The organism is Polaromonas sp. P1_F4 (assembly GCF_056405675.1).
Genome location: NZ_JBFUBP010000012.1, coordinates 27,871 through 46,751, shown reverse-complemented (window position 1 = coordinate 46,751; position 18,881 = coordinate 27,871). Strand labels below are relative to the sequence as shown.

At 62.9% G+C, this 18,881-nt stretch carries 18 protein-coding genes; 5 read left to right on the top strand and 13 right to left on the bottom strand.

The genetic code is table 11. The features are described 5' to 3' along the window. Window positions 1-85: 85 nt before the first annotated feature. The 4 genes from AC1DYQ_RS20050 to AC1DYQ_RS20035 all read right to left on the bottom strand — a co-directional run bounded on the left by AC1DYQ_RS20050 (window position 86) and on the right by AC1DYQ_RS20035 (window position 4,998). A complete protein-coding gene (locus AC1DYQ_RS20050; protein WP_477688264.1) occupies window positions 86-2,077 on the bottom strand; it encodes a TRAP transporter large permease in 1,992 nt (663 codons plus the stop codon). A gap of 64 nt (window positions 2,078-2,141) precedes the next feature. Then, window positions 2,142-2,768, bottom strand: coding sequence for a TRAP transporter small permease subunit (locus tag AC1DYQ_RS20045; protein ID WP_457281277.1), 627 nt, complete (start codon window positions 2,766-2,768; stop codon window positions 2,142-2,144). A gap of 77 nt (window positions 2,769-2,845) precedes the next feature. Beyond that, entirely contained in the window at window positions 2,846-3,955 is a 1,110-nt protein-coding gene (locus tag AC1DYQ_RS20040; RefSeq protein ID WP_477668566.1) for a TRAP transporter substrate-binding protein, read from the bottom strand. 152 nt (window positions 3,956-4,107) lie between these two features. Then, entirely contained in the window at window positions 4,108-4,998 is an 891-nt protein-coding gene (locus AC1DYQ_RS20035) for a PPK2 family polyphosphate kinase (protein ID WP_477688263.1), read from the bottom strand. Window positions 4,999-5,199: 201 nt separating this feature from the next. Here AC1DYQ_RS20035 and AC1DYQ_RS20030 point away from each other — a divergent pair, with 201 nt between their 5' ends. Both AC1DYQ_RS20030 and cqsA read left to right on the top strand, forming a co-directional pair. Beyond that, window positions 5,200-5,643, top strand: coding sequence for a rhodanese-like domain-containing protein (locus AC1DYQ_RS20030; protein ID WP_477688262.1), 444 nt, complete (start codon window positions 5,200-5,202; stop codon window positions 5,641-5,643). 219 nt (window positions 5,644-5,862) lie between these two features. Continuing rightward, window positions 5,863-7,113: an alpha-hydroxyketone-type quorum-sensing autoinducer synthase gene (cqsA, locus tag AC1DYQ_RS20025; protein WP_477673012.1), complete on the top strand. Its 1,251-nt coding sequence runs from the start codon at window positions 5,863-5,865 to the stop codon at window positions 7,111-7,113. Window positions 7,114-7,121: 8 nt separating this feature from the next. On the opposite strand, the gene AC1DYQ_RS20020 is transcribed toward cqsA, so the two are convergent. Further along, on the bottom strand, window positions 7,122-8,108 hold the full coding sequence (locus AC1DYQ_RS20020; RefSeq protein WP_477688261.1) for a response regulator: 987 nt from the start codon (window positions 8,106-8,108) through the stop codon (window positions 7,122-7,124). A 47-nt stretch (window positions 8,109-8,155) separates the two neighbouring features. Continuing rightward, the gene (locus AC1DYQ_RS20015) at window positions 8,156-9,457 is read right to left on the bottom strand and encodes a sensor histidine kinase (protein WP_477668561.1); all 1,302 of its coding nucleotides are present in this window, start codon (window positions 9,455-9,457) and stop codon (window positions 8,156-8,158) included. Between the two features lie 90 nt (window positions 9,458-9,547). On the opposite strand from AC1DYQ_RS20015, the gene AC1DYQ_RS20010 reads away from it, so the two are divergent. Together AC1DYQ_RS20010 and AC1DYQ_RS20005 are read left to right on the top strand one after the other, a co-directional pair. Continuing rightward, entirely contained in the window at window positions 9,548-10,216 is a 669-nt protein-coding gene (locus AC1DYQ_RS20010) for a helix-turn-helix transcriptional regulator (protein ID WP_477666524.1), read from the top strand. Between the two features lie 79 nt (window positions 10,217-10,295). Further along, window positions 10,296-11,063, top strand: coding sequence for a type III pantothenate kinase (locus AC1DYQ_RS20005; RefSeq protein WP_457281269.1), 768 nt, complete (start codon window positions 10,296-10,298; stop codon window positions 11,061-11,063). 141 nt (window positions 11,064-11,204) lie between these two features. Here AC1DYQ_RS20005 and AC1DYQ_RS20000 read toward each other — a convergent pair whose 3' ends face one another. Then, a complete protein-coding gene (locus tag AC1DYQ_RS20000) occupies window positions 11,205-12,737 on the bottom strand; it encodes a wax ester/triacylglycerol synthase family O-acyltransferase (protein WP_477688260.1) in 1,533 nt (510 codons plus the stop codon). 143 nt (window positions 12,738-12,880) lie between these two features. Here AC1DYQ_RS20000 and AC1DYQ_RS19995 point away from each other — a divergent pair, with 143 nt between their 5' ends. Then, window positions 12,881-13,135 carry an acyl-CoA-binding protein gene (locus AC1DYQ_RS19995; RefSeq protein WP_457281267.1) on the top strand — a complete coding sequence of 85 codons (255 nt, stop codon included), beginning with the start codon at window positions 12,881-12,883 and terminating at the stop codon, window positions 13,133-13,135. 76 nt (window positions 13,136-13,211) lie between these two features. Here AC1DYQ_RS19995 and AC1DYQ_RS19990 read toward each other — a convergent pair whose 3' ends face one another. The 6 genes from AC1DYQ_RS19990 to AC1DYQ_RS19965 form a co-directional block, all read right to left on the bottom strand. Then, the gene (locus tag AC1DYQ_RS19990) at window positions 13,212-14,186 is read right to left on the bottom strand and encodes a Bug family tripartite tricarboxylate transporter substrate binding protein (protein WP_477688259.1); all 975 of its coding nucleotides are present in this window, start codon (window positions 14,184-14,186) and stop codon (window positions 13,212-13,214) included. An 84-nt stretch (window positions 14,187-14,270) separates the two neighbouring features. Continuing rightward, window positions 14,271-15,254, bottom strand: a complete 984-nt coding sequence (locus AC1DYQ_RS19985; protein ID WP_477688258.1) for a Bug family tripartite tricarboxylate transporter substrate binding protein — start codon at window positions 15,252-15,254, stop codon at window positions 14,271-14,273. 35 nt (window positions 15,255-15,289) lie between these two features. Beyond that, window positions 15,290-15,682, bottom strand: coding sequence for a VOC family protein (locus AC1DYQ_RS19980; RefSeq protein ID WP_477688257.1), 393 nt, complete (start codon window positions 15,680-15,682; stop codon window positions 15,290-15,292). Continuing rightward, entirely contained in the window at window positions 15,679-16,635 is a 957-nt protein-coding gene (locus tag AC1DYQ_RS19975) for a hydroxymethylglutaryl-CoA lyase (protein WP_477688256.1), read from the bottom strand. Before AC1DYQ_RS19975 ends, AC1DYQ_RS19980 begins: the two co-directional genes overlap by 4 nt. Then, on the bottom strand, window positions 16,632-17,885 hold the full coding sequence (locus AC1DYQ_RS19970) for a CaiB/BaiF CoA transferase family protein (RefSeq protein WP_477688255.1): 1,254 nt from the start codon (window positions 17,883-17,885) through the stop codon (window positions 16,632-16,634). The genes AC1DYQ_RS19975 and AC1DYQ_RS19970 overlap by 4 nt, the downstream gene beginning before the upstream one ends. Before the next feature lie 33 nt (window positions 17,886-17,918). Beyond that, entirely contained in the window at window positions 17,919-18,863 is a 945-nt protein-coding gene (locus AC1DYQ_RS19965; protein ID WP_477688254.1) for a LysR family transcriptional regulator, read from the bottom strand. Between the last annotated feature and the right edge of the window lie 18 nt (window positions 18,864-18,881).

Below are 18,881 nucleotides of genomic sequence, written 5' to 3'. Positions count from 1 at the left end.
CGCCCGCAAGCTGAGGCGGCCCATAAAAGAGGGGCGCTGAGCGCCCCTTTTTGCCACGCCTGGAACCCCATGGGCCCCGGGCTGTTTACCCGTACAGGTACTTCGGCAGCCAGAGTGTGAGGCCTGGCCAGATGTACATGAAGACCATGCAGAGAATCACGATCAGCATGTAGGGCATCATGCCGGCGAAGATCTGGTTGATGGTCACGTGTGCCGGCGAGACCCCCTTCAGATAGAAGGCGGACATCGCCACCGGCGGCGACAGGAAGGCTGCCTGCAGGTTGACGAAGACCAGCACGCCCCAAAGAATCGGGTCTATCTGGAAATGTTGCAGCAGCGGCAGGAAGATGGGTACGAAGATCACGATGATCTCGGTCCATTCCAGCGGCCAGCCCAGGATGAAGATGATGGCCTGCGACAGCAGCAGGAACTGCAGCGGCGTCAGGTTCATCGAGAGCACCCACTCCTCGACCACGCGCTGGCCGCCCAGCAGGGCGAACACCGCGGAGAACAGCGCCGAGCCGACGAACAGCCAGCACACCATGGAGGTGGTCTTGCAGGTCAGGAACACCGCTTCCTTGATCTTCTGGAAGTCCAGCGTGCCGGCATGCCAGGCCATGAGGAAGGCGCCGGCCGCGCCGACGGCTGCGGATTCGGTGGCGGTTGTGATGCCGAACAGGATGACCCCCAGCACCACGATGGTCAGCAAGGCCAGCGGCATGACGGAGTTCACCAGCATCCGCAGAATCTCGAATTGTTCTGCGTCGAAGCGCCGGTAGTACCAGAGTAGCAGCCCCGCCATCAGCACGCAGGCGATGGCAAAGCCCGTGTAGAACGACTCGGGCACTGGTGCGGTCTGCGGCCCCGAGCCCGAGGGCTCACCGATCTCCTGCAGCGGGGCGTCAGCGGCAGCGCCCGCCGACGGCTTCGCATCTTCTGACCCCGGCGGGGCCTGCAGGCCACCGGCTTCCGCCGGTGCCGTGGCTACCGGGTCGGCGGGTGGTTCTTTCAATCCTTCTTCCGCGGGGGGCTCTTTGAGGCCGCCTTCAGCGGCCGGCGGCTCCTTTACGCCGCTCTCCGCTGGTGGTTCCTGGACCCCGCCGGTCGCTGCAGGCGCCTGGAGGCCCCCGCCTGCCGGCGCCTCGGCCTTGGCGGCGCGCGCTGCCGCTACCTGGGCGTTGTTGTCGGCCTGCGAATGGATGACCACATACCACCAGGTGCCGCCCAGGGTTGCCAGTGCGAACACCACCGGCACCAGGGCTGTGCCCAGGCTGCGTAACAGGAAGCCACGGCTGACCTGGGCACCCGCCTGCAGCGCCTTGCCCGGAGCCGCGACGGCCATGGCCAGCGCCGGCAGCGTCCTGCGCGAATAGGCGGCGGTCACCTGCTGCAGCCAGAGTGGCACCGGCGCGCGGTTCTGCTCCGGCGGCAGCTTGGGCGCGATCTTGGGGTTGAGCATGACCCAGCCGACGATGTAGACCAGGTAGAGCAGGGCCAGGAAGAAGCCGGGGAACATGGCCGCCGCGTAGAGCTTGACCACGGACTGGCCGGCGACGGCGGCGTAGACGATGATCATCACCGAGGGCGGGATCAGGATGCCCAGCGTGCCGCCGGCGGTGATCACGCCGGCCGCCAGTCGCGTGTCGTAGCCGGCGTTGAGCATGGGCCGCATGGCGATCACGCCCATCAGCACCACCACAGCGCCCACCAGGCCGCTGGCGATGCCCCAGAACGTGCAGATGATCAGAGTGGTGACCGCCAGTGAGCCGGGCACGCTGCGGAACGCCAGCTGCACGCTATGGAACATCTTGTCCACCAGCGCGCCGCGCTCCATCACATAGCCCATCAGCACAAACAGCGGAATCGATAACAGGGTCTCGTTAGTCATCGCTCCAAAAGCGCGCTGGACCATCAGGTCGAAGATCCTGTTTTCCCAAAAATGGGTGGACGGATCGTAGAAGGCCACGAAGCCGAACGCCATGCCCAGGCCCATCAGTGTGAATGCGGTGGGAAAGCCCATCATGATGACGACCACGATCAGACCGAGCATGGTCATCCCGAGTACTGCGTTGCTCATTTGGAGACCTCCGCCCTGTGGGCTGCGGTGCCAAGAATCTTCGGAACGGCCGGGCGATTCATGTTCAACCTTTCAGGCCGGCGGATTTTTCGATGGCCAGCCGCTTGGCTTCTTCATCGACAAACTCGCTGCCGGCCAGCTGCTGCGCGACCACATCGGATTCCTGGGCGTCCTTGAGCCGAGGTGTCCAGATGCCGGTGCGGATGCAAACGACGCAGCGCAGGATCTCGGACAGCCCCTGCATCAGCACAATGGTGCCAGCCACCGGGATCACAAACTTGAACGGATACAGCGGGATTGGGGTGGCGTTGAAGGTTTGTTCGCGCATCGCCAGTGACTCATTGAAGTATGTCCAGCCGGCCCAGGTCAGCGCCATAATCCCAGGCAGGAAGAAGACGATGTACAGGACCAGGTCCAGCCAGGCCTGCGTGCGGGGCTTCAAGTTGCCATAGAAGAAGTCGCCGCGCACATGGCCGTCATGCGCCAGCGTGTAGGCGCCCCCCAGCATGAACAGCGTGCCATACAGCATGTTATTGACGTCGAAGATCCATGCGGTGGGCGCGTTGAGCGCGTAACGCTTGAAAACTTCAGCGCAAACGACCACCATGAGGATCACGATGAGCCAGGCGGCGGCCTTCCCGACCCAGGTGCTGATGTGGTCAGCCGTGTGAAGGATTTTTTGTGTATTCATTTTGAACCGGTGTTCCCATCAAAAAGGCCAGCCATCCAGGGTTGGACGGCTGGCCGGCTTCGCCGGGGCTCGCAGGCTCAGGCTTTCTTCTTGCCGAAGGAATGGTTGTAGGCCATCTTGAAATCGACCATGTAGTCGTTTTGCCAGGGGATGGTGCGCGCGGCGTAGGCCTTCTGCGAGTCGATCACCTTCTTGAACAGCGGATTGGCTTTGGCTTTGTCCTCGATGATCTTGTCCCAGGCTTCCAGCTGTGCCTTGAGCACGGCGTCGGGCGTCTTGTAGAACTTGATGCCCTGTTTCTTCATTTCAGCGTAGTCGGTGGAATTGCGATCTATGGCCTTCCAGCTCATGTCGGCGCTGGCAGCCTGCACGCCGTAGTCGATGATTGCCTTGAGCTCGGCGGGTAGCGCGTTGTACTTGGCTTTGTTAAACAGAATCTCGAACTGCTCTCCGCTCTGGTGAAAGCTCTGAAGCATGCAGTTTTTGACCACATCCGGAAAGCCCAGAACGCGGTCGGAGCTGGCATTGTTGAACTCGGCCGCATCGATCAGGCCGCGGTCCAGCGCCGGTACGATCTCACCGCCAGGCAGCGGGTTCACGGAGGTGCCCATCGCGGTGAAGATGTCGACCGACAGTCCGACCGTACGGAACTTCAGGCCCTTCATGTCACCCACTTTGGCGATCGGCTTCTTGAACCAGCCCAGCGGCTGCGTAGGCATGGGGCCGTAGAGGTATGACACCACATCCATGCTGATCGACTTGTAGATTTCTTCCAGCAGTGCTTTACCGCCGCCGTAGTTGTGCCAGGACAGGACCATGTTCGGGTCCATGCCGAAGGCCGGGCCGGAGCCCCACAGGGCCAGGGCGTTGTTCTTGCCATAGTGATAAGCCACCACGCCGTGTCCACCGTCCAGGGTTCCCTTATTCACAGCTTCCAGTAGCTGAAAAGCCGGCACCACGGCGCCGGATGGAAGCACCTCGATCTTCAGTCGGCCGCCGGCCATGTCATTGACCTTCTTCGCGAAGTCATTGGCGTACTCATGGAAGATGTCCTTGGCCGGCCAGGTGCTCTGGAAGCGAAAGGACGTTGTCTGCGCCATGGCGACCATGGGGGCGGACAGGGCGCCGGCGGCAATCGCGGCGCCTTTCAGCAGGCCGCGCCTGCGGGGGCTTTTGCTCTCGGTCATGACTTGTCTCCTGTTGTTTCGAAAAAGATAAGAGGACTCATCATTCCGTCTTGCCCATTCCTTACAAAGAGGGTTTCCACCAACGCTACAGGTTGTTTCCCCTTCTCAGGGTGAAACTGTCTGTGCGTGACCGACAGGAGCCCGCGAGGAGCTCAGGTGACTTTCAGCCCCCTGAGGGCCGGATCGCCCGGCGGAAAGCGCAGCTTCAGTTCCTGCAACCGGGTCCGGACGAGGGTGGCGATCATCAGGTTGCGATGCGTCTTGGAATCAGCGGGCACCACGGTCCAGGGTGCCCAAGGAGTGCTGGTAGCCTGAAGCAGTGCTTCGTAAGCCTTTTGGTACTGCTTCCACTGTTTGCGAACCTCCAGATCGCCCGCGCTGAATTTCCAGTGTTTGGCGGGGTCATCCAGTCGCTCCTGCAGCCGTTGCTTTTGCTCATCGGGACTGATATGCAACATGAACTTGAGGATCACCGTACCGGTTTCCGAGAGCATGCGTTCGAAGTCGTTGATGTGCCGGAACCGCTGTGCTGTTTGTGCCGGTGTGATCCATCCGTTGACGGGCGGCACCAACACATCTTCGTAATGGCTGCGGTTGAAAATCGCGATCTCCCCCGTGCCCGGCATCTGTTGATGGATTCGCCACAGGTAGTCGTGCGCCCGCTCGTCTTCCGTCGGCGCCTTCCAGCTGACCGTCCGTGCGCCCAGCGGGCTGATGCGCCCAAAGACACCGCGCAATGTCCCGTCCTTGCCTGAGGTGTCCGTTCCCTGCAGGACCACAAGAAGTTTGTAGCGTTTGTCCGCGTAAAACAGGTTTTGCAATCCGTCAATCTCTGTGGCCAGTGCTTCGACGGCAGCTTTATCGCGTAGCTTGTCGCCCGTCGAGAACGGCTTGGCTGCCGGGTCAAGGCTGGCGAGGGAAAACCCCTTGGGCTTCGTCGGGGAGGGTTGCCAGGGGGCTACGGTTTTGGCCAGCGCCTTGAAGCTTGCCTTGCCAGGCTGTACCTCTTGTGGAGAAGGTGTGTCGGCGTTGTTGCGGGGCATCCGGGTCTCCTGCAGTTCATCGGTAGGATGATTGTGCATGCCCAGCCCACGTGAGGAGGGCGCGCGGCCAGCCTATGCCCCTCACCGTCTGATGGGTGGTTTCAGGTGGATAAACTTGATCTGCTGGTTTTGGGCCGTTGCCATGAGATGCATGCACGCCCATATACCTGTTGATCAACATTTGAACCGAGAGGCCCTGTCATGGAAAAAAACACTTCTGCAAATGCTTCCGCGCGGCCCGGTGTCCAGCCTGCTTCCGGTTATGCCGGCGATATTTCTGCACAGCTGGCTTTCGAGTGGATGCAGTCGGGTGAAGCCGTGCTGGTGGATGTGCGGACCGACGCCGAACGTGAATGGGTGGGCTATGTGCCCGGCGCAGCACCTCTGGCCTGGAAGCAATGGCCGGGCATGGCAATGAACGCAGGGTTCGACGAAGGGCTGAAAGCCGCCGTGCCCGCTGGCAAGAAAGCGGTGCTGCTGTGCCGCAGCGGCGTACGTTCGGTCGCAGCGGCCAAACGCGCGACCGAGCTGGGTGTCGAGGCTTACAACATCCTCGAAGGTTTTGAAGGCGATGCTGATGAGCAGGGGCAGCGCGGCCGCAAGGGTGGCTGGCGTTTTCGGGGCTTGCCGTGGAAGCAGGGTTGAGATGACTGCCACCTCCGGTGGCCGGCACATCTACTTTTTGTAACTTGAATATGTAATTAAATGACGGTTGGACTTCCTCAAAATGAGGTGAATAGTTCACACCACGATGTCGCAAATTTGGTGTATTGATGTACCCCCTGTTAATTCTGACAGGGGGTAAGAAGTATCAATTTGTTTGAGCGCTTTCAATGGGGTTCCCCTTTTTAACGGAGCTCCCTCATGCAAGTACTCGAACGCAAACTTTCCCCTGACGCCGCGCAGTTTTCCAACCCTGCCCTTGGGGCCCAGTTATGCCAGCGAATATCCCGTGACTTCACGCCGCGCTGGAATCAGCAGTGGAGCGGAAAGTTCATGCTTCATGGCAAAACACCGGACTCCAATGCCATCCGGCTGGACGGCAACGACTACCTCAGCGTCACGGGCCATCCGCACATCGTTCACGCGCAGGTGGAAGCCTTGCGCAAGGAGCGGGAGTTTGTGGTGCAGTCCGGTGTCTTCCACCTGAACCAGCATCCCACCCACACGCTGGAGCTGGCACTGGCATCCTGGGTCGGCAAGGACGACGGCTTCATTTGCCAATCGGGTTATGCGGCCAATGTCGGCCTGCTGCAGGCGATTGCCGATGCGCAGACCCCTGTATACCTTGATACGCTGGCCCATGCGTCGTTGTGGGAAGGCGCCCATGCGGCGCGCGCCCCGGCTTTCGCTTTTCGCCACAATGATCCGGTTCATCTCGCCCGGATGATCGCCAGGAACGGCCCTGGCATCGTGGTGGTCGATTCCGTGTATAGCACCACGGGTGCCATCTGTCCCCTTGGGGAAATTGTCGATGTGGCCGAGCAGCACGGCTGCATGATCCTGGTGGATGAATCGCACTCGCTGGGCACACACGGCCCGGAAGGTGCGGGGCTGTGCGCCGAGTTGGGCCTCACCAGCCGCGTGCACTTCATCACCGCCAGCCTTGCCAAGGCTTTTGCGGGCCGGGCCGGCTTTTTTACCGCGCCGGCGCACATGCGCTATTACATTCTCTGTTCAAGCTTTCCCAATATCTTCAGCTCCAGCCTGCTGCCGCACGAGATTGCCGGCCTTGCAGCCACGCTGGAGGTGATCCGCAACAGCGACGATGCGCGCGCAAGGCTTCACGCCCACACGCGCAGGTTGCGGTCTGCCTTGAGCGAGCTGGGCTATCCCATCCATCAGGGCAGCCAGCAGATCATTGCGCTGGAGGTTGGACTGGAATCCGACACCATGGTGTTGCGGGACCGGCTGGAGGAGCGCAACGTGTTTTCGTCGATGTTCTGCGCGCCGGCCACCAGCAGCAAACGCGCGATGATGAGGTTAACCCTGAATGCCGGGCTGATGGATTCCGAACTGGACCATGTGGAAGCGGTCGCACGCGAGATCGCGCCGATCGTAAAACCATGGGACTGGCCGATTGCACGGCGCGCCCGGGCCGGCCAGGAGGCATGATGCCGGCGTCAGTCCTGAAGGTGTCTCTCACCCGAGGTGGCAATAAATCGCTCGTGGCTGCTCATGAAGCCAGGGTTAAAAGGCTCGCCGACGGTAAAAAGCGCCGCATGAAGCGCGGCCGGACCGGAAGCGATGGCGAAGGCCTGGCGCGGCTGGGGTTTGTGGCCGGCGCCCAGTGCCAGCTGCAGTTCCAGGTCGATGAGTTTCCTGCCCGCCGCCACGTCCTTCACGGTCGCGGCATCCCAGCCTTGCGATGCCGCCATTTCGGCAAGCTCTGGCAGGTTCCCGGCGGGTTCCAGCTGCAACCAGCTGACGCTGCCTTTACGGTCAAGGGCCAGCACACCGAAGGGTGCACCGATCACCACATGCTCGATCCAGCCTTGCCGCAGCGCCAGGTTTTCCAGCTCCTGCGCGACGGATGGTTCGCACAGCAGCGCATGCTGCGCGCGGGACAGCGTCGCCCGCCAGGTCTGCTGGTGCCGGGGATCGGGCTGTCGCAGCAGCGCCTGCACCGCATCGGTCAGGCGCAGCCGGATCTCCGGAGATTGCTTGGGAATGAATTGTTCGATCAGCCCGCGGTTGAAGGCCGACACGGCAAGTTGCTCGTCGGCCCGGCCTGTCAGCAAAACGCGCGAACCCGACCAGCCGGTAAGCTCGCTCAACACCCTCAGCCCGCTCATGGCCGGCATGGAATAGTCCACCACGCAGACCTGCGTGAGCGCAAATCGCGCCGTGCCGTCTTCCCGCCAGTACTGCAGGATTTGCGGGATCAGGGCCGTCCCCTCGCGCCATCGATTGATGATTTCCTGCTGGCGCCAGGCGTCCGCTTCCCAGCGCACCGGCTCCTGGAGCAGCAGGTCTATACACGCCACCGGGCGCAGGAACAGGCGTACACACCAGTCCAGCGGCATGACTTCCGCGAGCATTTCGAGATAATCCGGGTCGTCGTCCAGGAAAACCACGCCTCCGGGACGGCGGTAAAGTGCAAAGGACATGTTGTCAGTCTAGCGCGGGTTGTCAAAAGCAAATCATGTGCAAGGTATCAGGCCGTAATCGGCAGCTCGATGGTAAAAGCAGCTCCCACGGCGAACTCTGATTTCACATGAATGGTGCCACCTGCGCTTTGTACCACTTGCTGGCAAAAGGCCAGGCCCAGGCCATGCCCTGTGCCGCGGTTGCTCGAGAAGAACGGCTTGAAAATCTGCGGCAGCAAGGCAGCGTCGATACCCATGCCCTCATCGGCCACCATGATGCGGCCGCGCGCCTGCGTTCTGCCGACTTCAATGCGCAGGGCGCCGTGCGGGTATTTCGAGTCAGCCGCCATCAGGGAATGCAGCGCGTTCTTGATGAGGTTGTCCAGCACCTGGGAAAACTGTGTGGCGGAAGAACGGAAGGTGAAGTCATCGTGAACAAGCACCCGCACGCATTCCCTCTGGCGACTCGACTGGTAGGGATACGCCGCCACGACATCCTGGACCAATTTGCCGGCCGCGACCTGTTGGGTATGCCGTGGCAGCTGCAGCAGCTTGGCATTCGCGATCTGTGTGTCGATCTGGTGGTTCATGTTTCGAACCAGTGCGTGAAGGCGCAGCGCCAGTTTGTCCAGCTGCAGCGCGCGCGGGTTGTCGGGCTGGCGCTGTACCTCCAGCTGGATCGCATCGCCCAGCAGGGCTGCCGTCGACAGCGGCGTGCGCAGCTCGTGCGCCATGATGCCGATGGTAGTGAGCGTGCTGGAAAGCTGTTCCCGCCGCAGGTTGGCCGAGGAAAGGTTCAGCACCAGCGCGATCGACCAGGCAAACGCAAATACCACGGCATGCACGGTGCGCTGGTCTTCCGGCAGGGCGGGAACCGCCGGCCCCACGTACAGGAACATGACCCAGGCCAGCCCCCCACCGGTGATGGTGCCCAGGGTCGCCAGGCGCCAGTCAGTGACATGGTAGTAGATCAGCACCATGGCCGCCAGGGTGGCCAGCCACACGGTATTGCTGCCGTTGCACAGGTACATCCAGCTGAACAGGACCGGCAGTTCGAGCCAGAACACCACGCCAAACACCCGTTGCGCCAGCCGGCTTCCCGGGTCATGGTTGACGCGTTTGGTCATCAGGCTGTAGCCCAGCACGCTGGCCACGACGCGCAGCGGCAGGTTTTCATAGGGCTGCGGCAGCCAGACCGACCAGATCCAGGCGAACAGGGCGTTGCCCGAAAAAAAAGAAAGACCCAGCCACCACAGCCGTCGCGGGGATGGATGCAAAATGGGCTCCAGGGGCGCAAGGATCAGTTCCTCGCGCAGCCACTGAAGCAGGGGACGCCGCGCAAGCCACGCGTGAAAGCGAGCGCTCCTCACGTTAAGAACTTCTCCAGCACAACCGGGAACCTGACTGATGATGCATTTGACATTTGACTGTATTGTCCCGGTTCTCATCTCGTCAAGCTAATGCTGTTACCTGCCAACTTTGACAGCGTCAGCCTGGATGGCGTCATCAGCGACTGGCTGTGCGCCCTTCGCGAGTTCTCGGTCGAAGCGCTCATGGTGCTCGGCCCCGACCCGTTCGGGGGGCAGGAAGACCGGCTGGTGCTGGCCATTCACCCTCCGCGCCTGCTGGATGCCGCCGAGGCCCTGGCCGAGAGCCGGGACTTCGGCGCTCCATGGCGCGACTCCGACGCACCTCTTGTCGCCTGGCAGGATATTTCCAAAACCGCTTTCGAAAGCCTGGGCCGCTGGCGCCGGTTGTGGCTGGCTCACGGTTACCAAAGTGTGGTGCGCATCGCCTTTCCGTTGACGGTGGGGCGGGCCTTTGAATGCTACCTCTTCAGCCCACGCCAGTGGCATGACCGCAGCGAGGCGGCCTTGCTGGCCTGGTCGGCCCTCAACATCTGGCCGCTGCTCAAGCGCGCGCTGGCCGAAGCGCGCAGTCCGCTGAGCCCGCGCGAACTCGAATGCCTGAGCCTTGCCTTCCAGGGGATGACGGCACGCGAGACCGGCGAGTTGCTGGCCTGCAGCGAACGCACGGTGAACTTTCACCTCTCAAATGCCATGACCAAACTCAAGGTCGACAACAAGCTGGCCGCCATCCAGCGCGCGTGCTGGTTCGGATTGATCTGAGCGTTCTTTGCCGCGTCTACTGGAAAACCTGTAGGCCTGCGCCTGCAGGTGCGCTTCAAACCTGTTCATAATCCGCCAAATGACCTTTCTAGCGCTTGATGTGGGTAACACCCGCCTGAAATGGGCCCAGTACGAAGCCCCTGTGCCCAGGGCCAAGCTGCTGGCGCAGGGCGCGGTGTTTCTGGAAAACATCGACAAGCTGTCCGAAGAAGAGTGGGGCGGCATGCAACCTCCGTCGCGTATCCTCGGCTGCATCGTTGCCGGCGACGCCATCAAGCGGCGTGTGGTCGAGCAAATGGAACTCTGGGACGTGGCGCCGCACTGGGTCGTTTCCAGCCCGCATGAGGCTGGTGTCACCAATGGCTATGACCATCCGGCCAGGTTGGGCGCTGACCGTTGGGTGGCCATGATCGGTGCGCGCCACCGGCTGCTGGCGCGCGGCATCAACAAGCCTTGCGTGGTTGTCATGGTGGGTACCGCCGTGACGGTCGAGGCGATCGACGCTTCCGGAAAATTCCTGGGCGGCTTCATTCTTCCAGGCCACGGCATCATGTTGCGCGCGCTCGAGTCCGGCACGGCCGGTCTGCACGTTCCCACCGGCGAGGTGCGCGACTTTCCCACCAATACCAGCGATGCGCTGACCAGCGGCGGCACTTTCGCCATTGCCGGTGCGATACACCGCATGGTGGAAAACGTCGCCCGCCACTGCGGCGAAACACCCGAATGCATCATGACCGGCGGCGCTGGCTGGAAGATGGCGCCCAGCATGTCGGTGAAGTTTGAGCTGGTGGACAGCCTCATCTTCGACGGACTGTTGGCCATCGCCTCACAGCGTTTTGCAGCCTGACGTCTTTTCCGCGCGGTGGAGTTGCCGCGGGATGTGCTATCAAAAAAGTAGCTGCTTGCGCCCGTCCTTATTGGGCTAAGGCCATAAAAACCTCAAAAAATTAACCGGAACTTCCTGGCAGCTGCGACGCACAGCGAGGGCTCACTCTCCCCAGGGCAGCATCAGCGTCACGATGGACAGCTTGGCGAACTCCGGCACAAACTCGTCGATGATGTGCTGCGGCTCCGGGCACAGGGTGCTGTCGGTGATCACGCCGAACTGCACGCCGCCGCCGTAGCTCAAGATAGACACGCCCAGCCCCACGTCGCCCGACTGCGGTACCCAGAACATGCTTTGCTCCAGTGTCGAGCCGCAAAACTTGAGCTTTTCGCGCGGGCCAGGCACGTTGGTCATCACCGCCGTGGTTTTCTTGGCAAAGAGGTTGAGCATCACGTCCTGCGCCGGCTTGATCAAAAGGCCTGCCACCGCCAGCAGGCTGAAAGCCAGCAATGGCTGGTAGCTGCCCTTGAGCGCAGCCATGCGCCGTCGCACCTCGTAGACGCGCTCGATCGGATTCTCCACCCCGATGGGCAGCACCAGCGGCACCAGGCCGAACCGGTTGCCCAGCTTGTGCGCCTGGTCCAGCGGCCGCAGGTTGACCGGCACCATGGCGCGAATCTCCTGGCCCGCCACATCGTCACCGAAGGTTTTCAAATATTCGCCCAGGGCGCCGGCCACGCAGCTGAGCAGCACGTCGTTGATCGAGCAGTTGAGTGCCTTGCCCACGGCTTTGACTTCATCCAGCGGAATCGGCTGGCACCAGGCCACTTTTTTTGCGCCGCCGGGCTTGCCTTTGAGCCGGGTCTTGGAGTCGTCGGGCATCAGGGCCAGCGCGGCGCCGTCCTTGAGCACCTGCATCAGGACCTTGGCCATGTCCATGGAGCCGTGCATGCCGTCTTCCATGCCCTTTTTGGGGTCACCCAGCATGCCCAGCGAACGCGCCGCGCCTTCGCCCACAGCGCCCAACGCTTTCACGGTGATGTCGGTGAAGGGCTTGAGCAGGGTGTCGGCAATCCAGTCTTCCGTGCCGGCGGCCGCCGCAGCCTTTTTGCGCCGCTCCGGCGGCGGCGTGCCGCCATCGACCAGCGACATGGTCACGGAGATCAGCGCAATACCGTCCGCGATGCAGTGGTGGATGCGCACGATCATCGCGCTGCCCTTGACGCCATCGGGCCCGGTGTAATCCTCGATCAGGTGGATTTGCCACAGCGGGCGTTTCGGGTCCAGGCGCTGGGTGGCAAGCACGGCCACGCGGTCCTGCAGGGCCTGCTCCTGATTGGCCGACTTGGGCAGCTTTTCTGGCACCACGTGGTTGGCCAGGTCGAAGTTGCGGTCCATCACCCAGGTGGCGCCGGCGGCGTCTTCCATCACGCGCTGCCTGAAACGGTCGTACTTCAGCAGGCTGTTTTCGATGCGTTCGCAGACGGCGGCGTACTTGACGCCCGGCGCCAGCTGCCACACGCCCACGATCATCATGAGGTTGGCATCGTTGTCCATGCGCAGCCAGGCCGTGTCGACCTTGCTCATGCGCTCCCCTGAAATGCCCAGGGTTCCCGAGACGGCCCGCTTGACGTTCTTCTGGACGTTTTTTGCCACTTTGCGGCCAGCGGCCTGAGCGGTAACGCGTGTAACCATGAGCACTCCCGATGCAAAACTGATGCGAACTCACCCCGGATGGGGTAAGTTCCCTATTTTGCAAGGAACGGCCTAGCTAAGATACCGGGCAGTTACCCCAAGCCACCTCATTGGTGACCCACTTCTAAAAACGGAGATTCTTCATGTCAGACCTGAAAGCCGCCTTCGACAAAGCCATGGCCGATTCGAAAAACCTCAGCGAGCGCCCCGACAACGCGACGCTGCTGAAGATTTATGCGCTCTACAAGCAGGGCAGCATCGGCGACAACGCCGAGAAAAAGCCCGGCTTCGGCGACATGGTCGCACGTGCCAAGTGGGACGCCTGGAACAACCTCAAGGGCACCTCGCAGGATGATGCGATGCAGCAGTACATCGACCTGATTGCTGATTTGAGCTAAAACGCTCTCCCACGAAAAAAGCGGCACAGTCCCGGCGCAATTTGCGCAGGGACCGTGCCGCTTTTTGTTTACGGGCTCAGTCGGCTTTGATGTTTGCCAGTTTCACGATCCGGCCCCACATCTTGCGCTCGTTGTCACCCAGGGTAGCCAGCTCGGCGCCACTCATCACAACCGCTTTCGCGCCTTGCTCTTCGGCACGCTTCCTGAAGCCTTCCGACTCCACCACCTGCTTGATGGCCAGCGAGAGCCGGCCCTGCAGGTCGGCGGACAGTCCCGTCGGCCCATAGACGGCGAACCACGACGACGCCACCAGCGGCACGCCGGCCTCGGTGGCGGTCGGTACATTGGGCTGCGCGGCCAGGCGTGTGCGGCCGGTCACCATCAAGGCCTTGAGCTTGCCGGCGCGGATGTGCGGCAGCAGCGGCGGCGGCGTGGTGATGGTGAAGTCCACCGTGCCGGCCAGCAGGTCGTTAAGCGCCGGGCCCGTGCCGCGGTAGGGGATGTGCACCATGAAAGTCTTGGTCAGGTCCTTGAGCAGCTCGGTCGTCACATGCTGCAGCGAGCCGTTGCCGCTGGACGCATAGTTGACCTTGCCTGGGTTGGCCTTGACGTACTTGATGAAGTCCGCAAAGTTGTCGGCGGGAAAGTTGCCGCGCACCACCAGCAGCTGCGGCGCGTCAATCAAATGGCCCAGCGGCTTGAGGTTGGTCGCCGGGTCAAAGCCGGGCACCGGCTGGATCAGCGGCGTGATGCATTGGTAGCCCGAGTACTGCACCAGCAGGCTGGTGCCGTCGGCCGGGCCTCGCGCGACCATCTGGCCGGCGATGTTGCCGTTGCCGCCGCCGCGGTTGTCCACGACCACCGAGGTTTGCAGAATCCTGCCCAAGGGCTCGGCCAGCATGCGTGCCGCAATGTCGGTGGTGCCACCGGCCGCTGTGGGCACAATGAGCGTGATGGGTTTGCCGGCGAGCTGCGCACGCACCGGGTTGAGCCATGCGGCCGTGCTCAGGCTGGCGACGGTCATGAGGGTTCTGCGGGAAATAAGGGTCATGGTTGTCTCCGGATAGCATTTTTTCGGGGAAGGGTGGCTCAGGCCGGGCAATGCCCGACCAGGTTTTGGCTGAAGGGCGGTGGATCAGTCGATGCGGGCGCCAGAGTCCTTGACGATCTTGTTCCAGCGCGGCAGGTCGCTCTGGATCAACGCAGCAAACTGCGCTGGGCTGGCGGTCATCACGTCGCAGCCTTGTGCCGCGAGCTTGTCCGCCACGTCCTTGCTGGCCAGGGTTTTTTCAAGGGCGGCCTGCAGCTTGACGATGACTTCCCTGGGCGTACCGGCGGGCGCCAACAACCCATACCATGGTGTCGAGCCGAAGCCTGGCAGGGTTTCGCCAATCGTCGGCGCATTGGGCAAGGAGGCCAGACGCTTTTCGTTCACCACGCCAAGCACCTTGATTTTTCCGGACTGCAGGAAGGGCAGCGCCGACGGCAGGCTCTGTACCGACACCGGAATCTGTCCGCCGGCAACATCGGTGGCTGCGGCAGCCGAAGCCTTGTAGGGAACGTGCAGCATGTCCACGCCGGCCGCCCGCTTGAACATTTCGCCGATCAGGTGGTTCAGCGTACCGTTGCCGGCCGAGGCATAGCTGATCTGGCCGGGGCTGGCTTTTGCCTGGGCAATCAGCTCGACCACCGAATTGGCGGGAAAGGCCGAGTTGGCAACCAGCACATAGCCGGCGTTGGCCACCAGGCCGACCGGCTCGAAATCCTTCACGGGGTCGAAACCGGTGCTTTTGTAGATGGCGGGATTGATGACGTGCGCGCTATTGGTCGTCAGCAGCAGGGTGTAGCCGTCGGGCCTGGCTTTGGCCACCTGGGCGGTGCCGACATTACCGCCCGCGCCGGGCCGGTTATCAACCAGAAAGGTCTGGCCCATGATTTCGCCGAGCTTTTGGGACACGATGCGCGCAATGGCATCGTTGGCGCCGCCCGCCGCCTGCGGCACGATGACGGTGACCGGGCGGCCGGGATAGGCCTGCTGCGCCGCGGCCGGCAGTATTGCCAGACCGGTCATCGCCCCTGCCAGGATGGCGAGATGGTGGAAGAAATTACGTTGTCTCATGTCGTTGTCTCCGGTTGTAGTTTTGGGATGCTGTTTCAGGCGGGTTCGGAAATCTCTATCAAATTCAGGTCGGGGTCGCGCACATAGACCGAGCGGATTTTTTGTGTGGCGCCGGTACGCAGCACGGGGCCTTCAATGATTGGACAACGCTCCCGCTCGAGGCGGGTGATCACTTCGGCAAGGGGAATGCCGGCCAGAAAGCACAGGTCCAGGGCGCCCGGCACTGGCAGGTGGGCCTTGGGTTCGAACTCATGGCCTTTGATGTGCAGGTTGATTTTTTGCTGGCCGAACTTGAAGGCCTTGCGCTCTACCGGTGGTGTGCCGCCGATAAAAGTTTCCAGCGTCATGCCCAGCACGCGGATGTAGAAATCCACGCAGGCTTTTTCGTCCGCCGTTGTCAGCACCAAATGGTCCAGCTGCCGAATCATGCCGATGCCGCCCTCAGTTCAGCCACATAAGGCGGCGGTGCATGCAAGTCGGTGATGCGGCCCGCCTTGGCCACTTGCCCGGGCACGTCATGGCCGACAATGCCGGGCATTTGCCGCGCCACGGCCAGCAGCTTTTCAATGTCCATGCCGGTGTCGTAACCCATGGCATCCAGCATGTGCACCGCATCTTCGCTGCTGATGTTGCCGCTGGCGCCGGGCGCGTATGGGCAGCCGCCCAGGCCGCCCAGCGAGCCGTCAAAGCGCGTAATGCCGCCCTGCACGGCCGCCAGCACGTTGGCCAGGCCCATGCCGCGCGTGTTGTGAAAGTGCAAGGTCAGCTGCAGGCCTTCAAAGCGTTGTTGCAGCGTTTCCACCATGCGGCCGACTTGAGCCGGGTGGGCCATGCCGGTGGTGTCGCAGATCGTAAGGCCGCGCACGCGGTCTGCGCCGAAGGCGGCGAAGCGATCGCTCCAGCGCAGCACTTCGTCCTCGGCCACTTCGCCTTCCATCGGGCAGCCGAAGCAGCACGACAGTGAAATATTGATGGGCGTGCGGCCGTCAACATGGCGAATGACATCAGAGAGTGCGGCAAAGCTTTTCTCGCGTTGCATGCGCAGGTTCGCCAGGTTGTGGGTTTCCGATACCGACATCACCAGGTTGAGTTCGTCGGCGCGCGACTCCAGCGCGCGCTCAGCGCCGCGCAGATTGGGCACCAGCACCGTGTACTCCACGCCAGGCACGCGGCGTATGCGGCCCATCACCTCTTCGGCGTCGCGCAGCATGGGGATGGCTTTGGGCGAGGTGAAAGAAGTCACCTCGATTTTGGCGTAGCCGCATTCGCTGAGGGCATCGACGAGCGCGACCTTGTCATCGGTGGGAATGAAAGCGGGTTCGATCTGGAAGCCGTCGCGCGTAGCGACCTCATTAAAGTAAATCCGTTTTGCGGTGTTCATGCGCTGACGTCCTTCCCGGCCACGATGCCCTTGTCCTTGAGCGCCTGAATCTGTTCGGTTGAAAGTCCGATCTCGCGCAACACCGCTTCGGTGTCCTGCCCCACCTGCGGCGCATTGCGGCGGTGGCCGCCCGGCGTGCGTGAGAGCTTGGGCACGATGCCGGGAACGGCCAGCAGGCTTCCGTCGTCCATGCGCACTTCGTCGAGCATGCCGCGCGCACGGTAGTGCGGGTCGGCCGCGATGTCGGCCACGGTGTAAATACGACCCGCGGGCACCGAGACCTTGTCGAGCGCCGCCAGCACTTCATCGACCGTGAGGCCCAGGGTCCACTGGCCGATGGCCGCGTCGATTTCGGCCACGCGCGCCACGCGACCGGCGTTGTCGGCCAGCGCCGGGTCGCTACCGAGGTCGTTGCGGCCTATGGTGGCCATCAGCCGTTTAAAGATGCTGTCGCCGTTGCCGGCCACCAGCGCATAGCCGCCGTCCTTGCACAGATATGCGTTGCTGGGCGCGATGCCGGGCAGGGCGCTGCCGGCCGCGCCGCGCACTGCGCCAAAGGCGCTGTATTCAGGCAGCAGGCTTTCCATGCAGTTGAACACCGCTTCATAAAGCGCCACATCGATCACCTGGCCTTTGCCGGAACGCTGGCGTTCCTGCATCGCCAGCAGGATGCCAATGACGCCGTGCAGCGCGGCCAGCGTGTCGCCAATGCTCACGCCGACGCGCACCGGCACACGGCCCGGCTCGGCCGTCAGGTGGCGCAGGCCGCTCATGGCCTCGGCCACCACGCCAAAGCCCGGCTTGTCGCGGTAGGGGCCGGTCTGGCCGTAACCACTGATGCGCAGCATGATGAGGCGAGGGTTCAGCGCCAGCAATTCATCGGGCCCCAGGCCCCAGCCTTCCATGGCGCCGGGGCGGAAGTTCTCGATCAACACGTCGGCGTCAAGCGCGAGCTGGCGCACGATGGCCTGCGCTTCGGGGCTCTTCAAATCCAGCGCCACCGAACGCTTGTTGCGCGACTGCACCTGCCACCACACGGACGTGCCGTCTTTCAGCAGGCGCCATTTGCGCAGCGGGTCGCCCGCGCCCGGCGTTTCGATCTTGATGATGTCGGCGCCGAAGTCCGCCAGTGTCTTGGCGGCGAAGGGGCCGGCGATCAGCTGGCCGAGCTCCAGCACTTTCAGCCCGGCGAGCGGGCCTTGCGCGGTGGAGACACCGGAAGCTGGAGGGGATTTTTCAGGAGATGGCATGGCGGGCAGTGTGCCGCCGCCAGCTGGTCCCGTCTATTTGCGCTTTGGGGCCTTGGGTTTCGCGTTTTGCGAAGGCGGGGCCTCTTTCGGGCTGAGGAAGTCCACCAGCGAGGCAATACCCGCATCGGGCTGGCCCGCGGTAGTGGCCGTCAGCAGGCGGCGCCGGGCCCAGGTATCGGCCAGCGGACGCCAGCTGAGTTTCATGCTTTTGACCATGGGCAGCGTGGCGGCTTTGGGCAGGATGGCGACGCCCAGGCCGGAGGCCACCATGTGGCATACCGCGTCAAAGCTGCGCACCTGCATGCGCAGTTTTAGCGGCCGGTTGGCGGCCAGCGCGGCCTGTTGCTGCTTTTGCAGCATGGCGGCGCCGGTGGTCAGGCTGATCCATTCCTCGTCGAGCGCATCGACAAAGGCCAGCGGCGTTTTGCCTGTCAGCGTGTGGCCGGCCGGCAGGATCAGCACCAGCTCGTCTTCGCGAAAGAGACGCGTGTCCAGCCCCGTGGTGTCGGGCCCTTCCACAAATACCGCCACATCGGCCCGGCCTTCGCGCAGAGTGGCCGCCACGGCTTCCGACACCTGCTCTTCCAGGTCGATATGCACCTGCGGATGCAGCTCGCCATAGCGCGCCAGCAAGGGCGGCAAAAACTGGCTGATCGCGGCGCTACTCGCGCACAGGCGGATGTGCCGCGCGATGCCGCGCCGCAGGTCGGCCAGTTCACCGCCCAACTGTTCCATGGTCTGCAGCAGCGTGAGCCCGTGTTTGACGAAGACGCGGCCCGCCGCCGTGGGGAGTAGCCCGCGTGGATGGCGTTCGAACAGCGCGTCGCCCAGGGCGTCCTCAAGCTCCCGGATGCGCCGGCTGGCGGCAGCCAGCGCCAGGTGCGAGTCGCGTGCCGCGGCCGTCAGGCTGCCTGTCTGGGCGCAGGCCACCGCCAGGCGCACCGACACCAGGTCAAACCGGGCGAGGTTGTAGCTCACGGGGAAATGAGCCTGAAA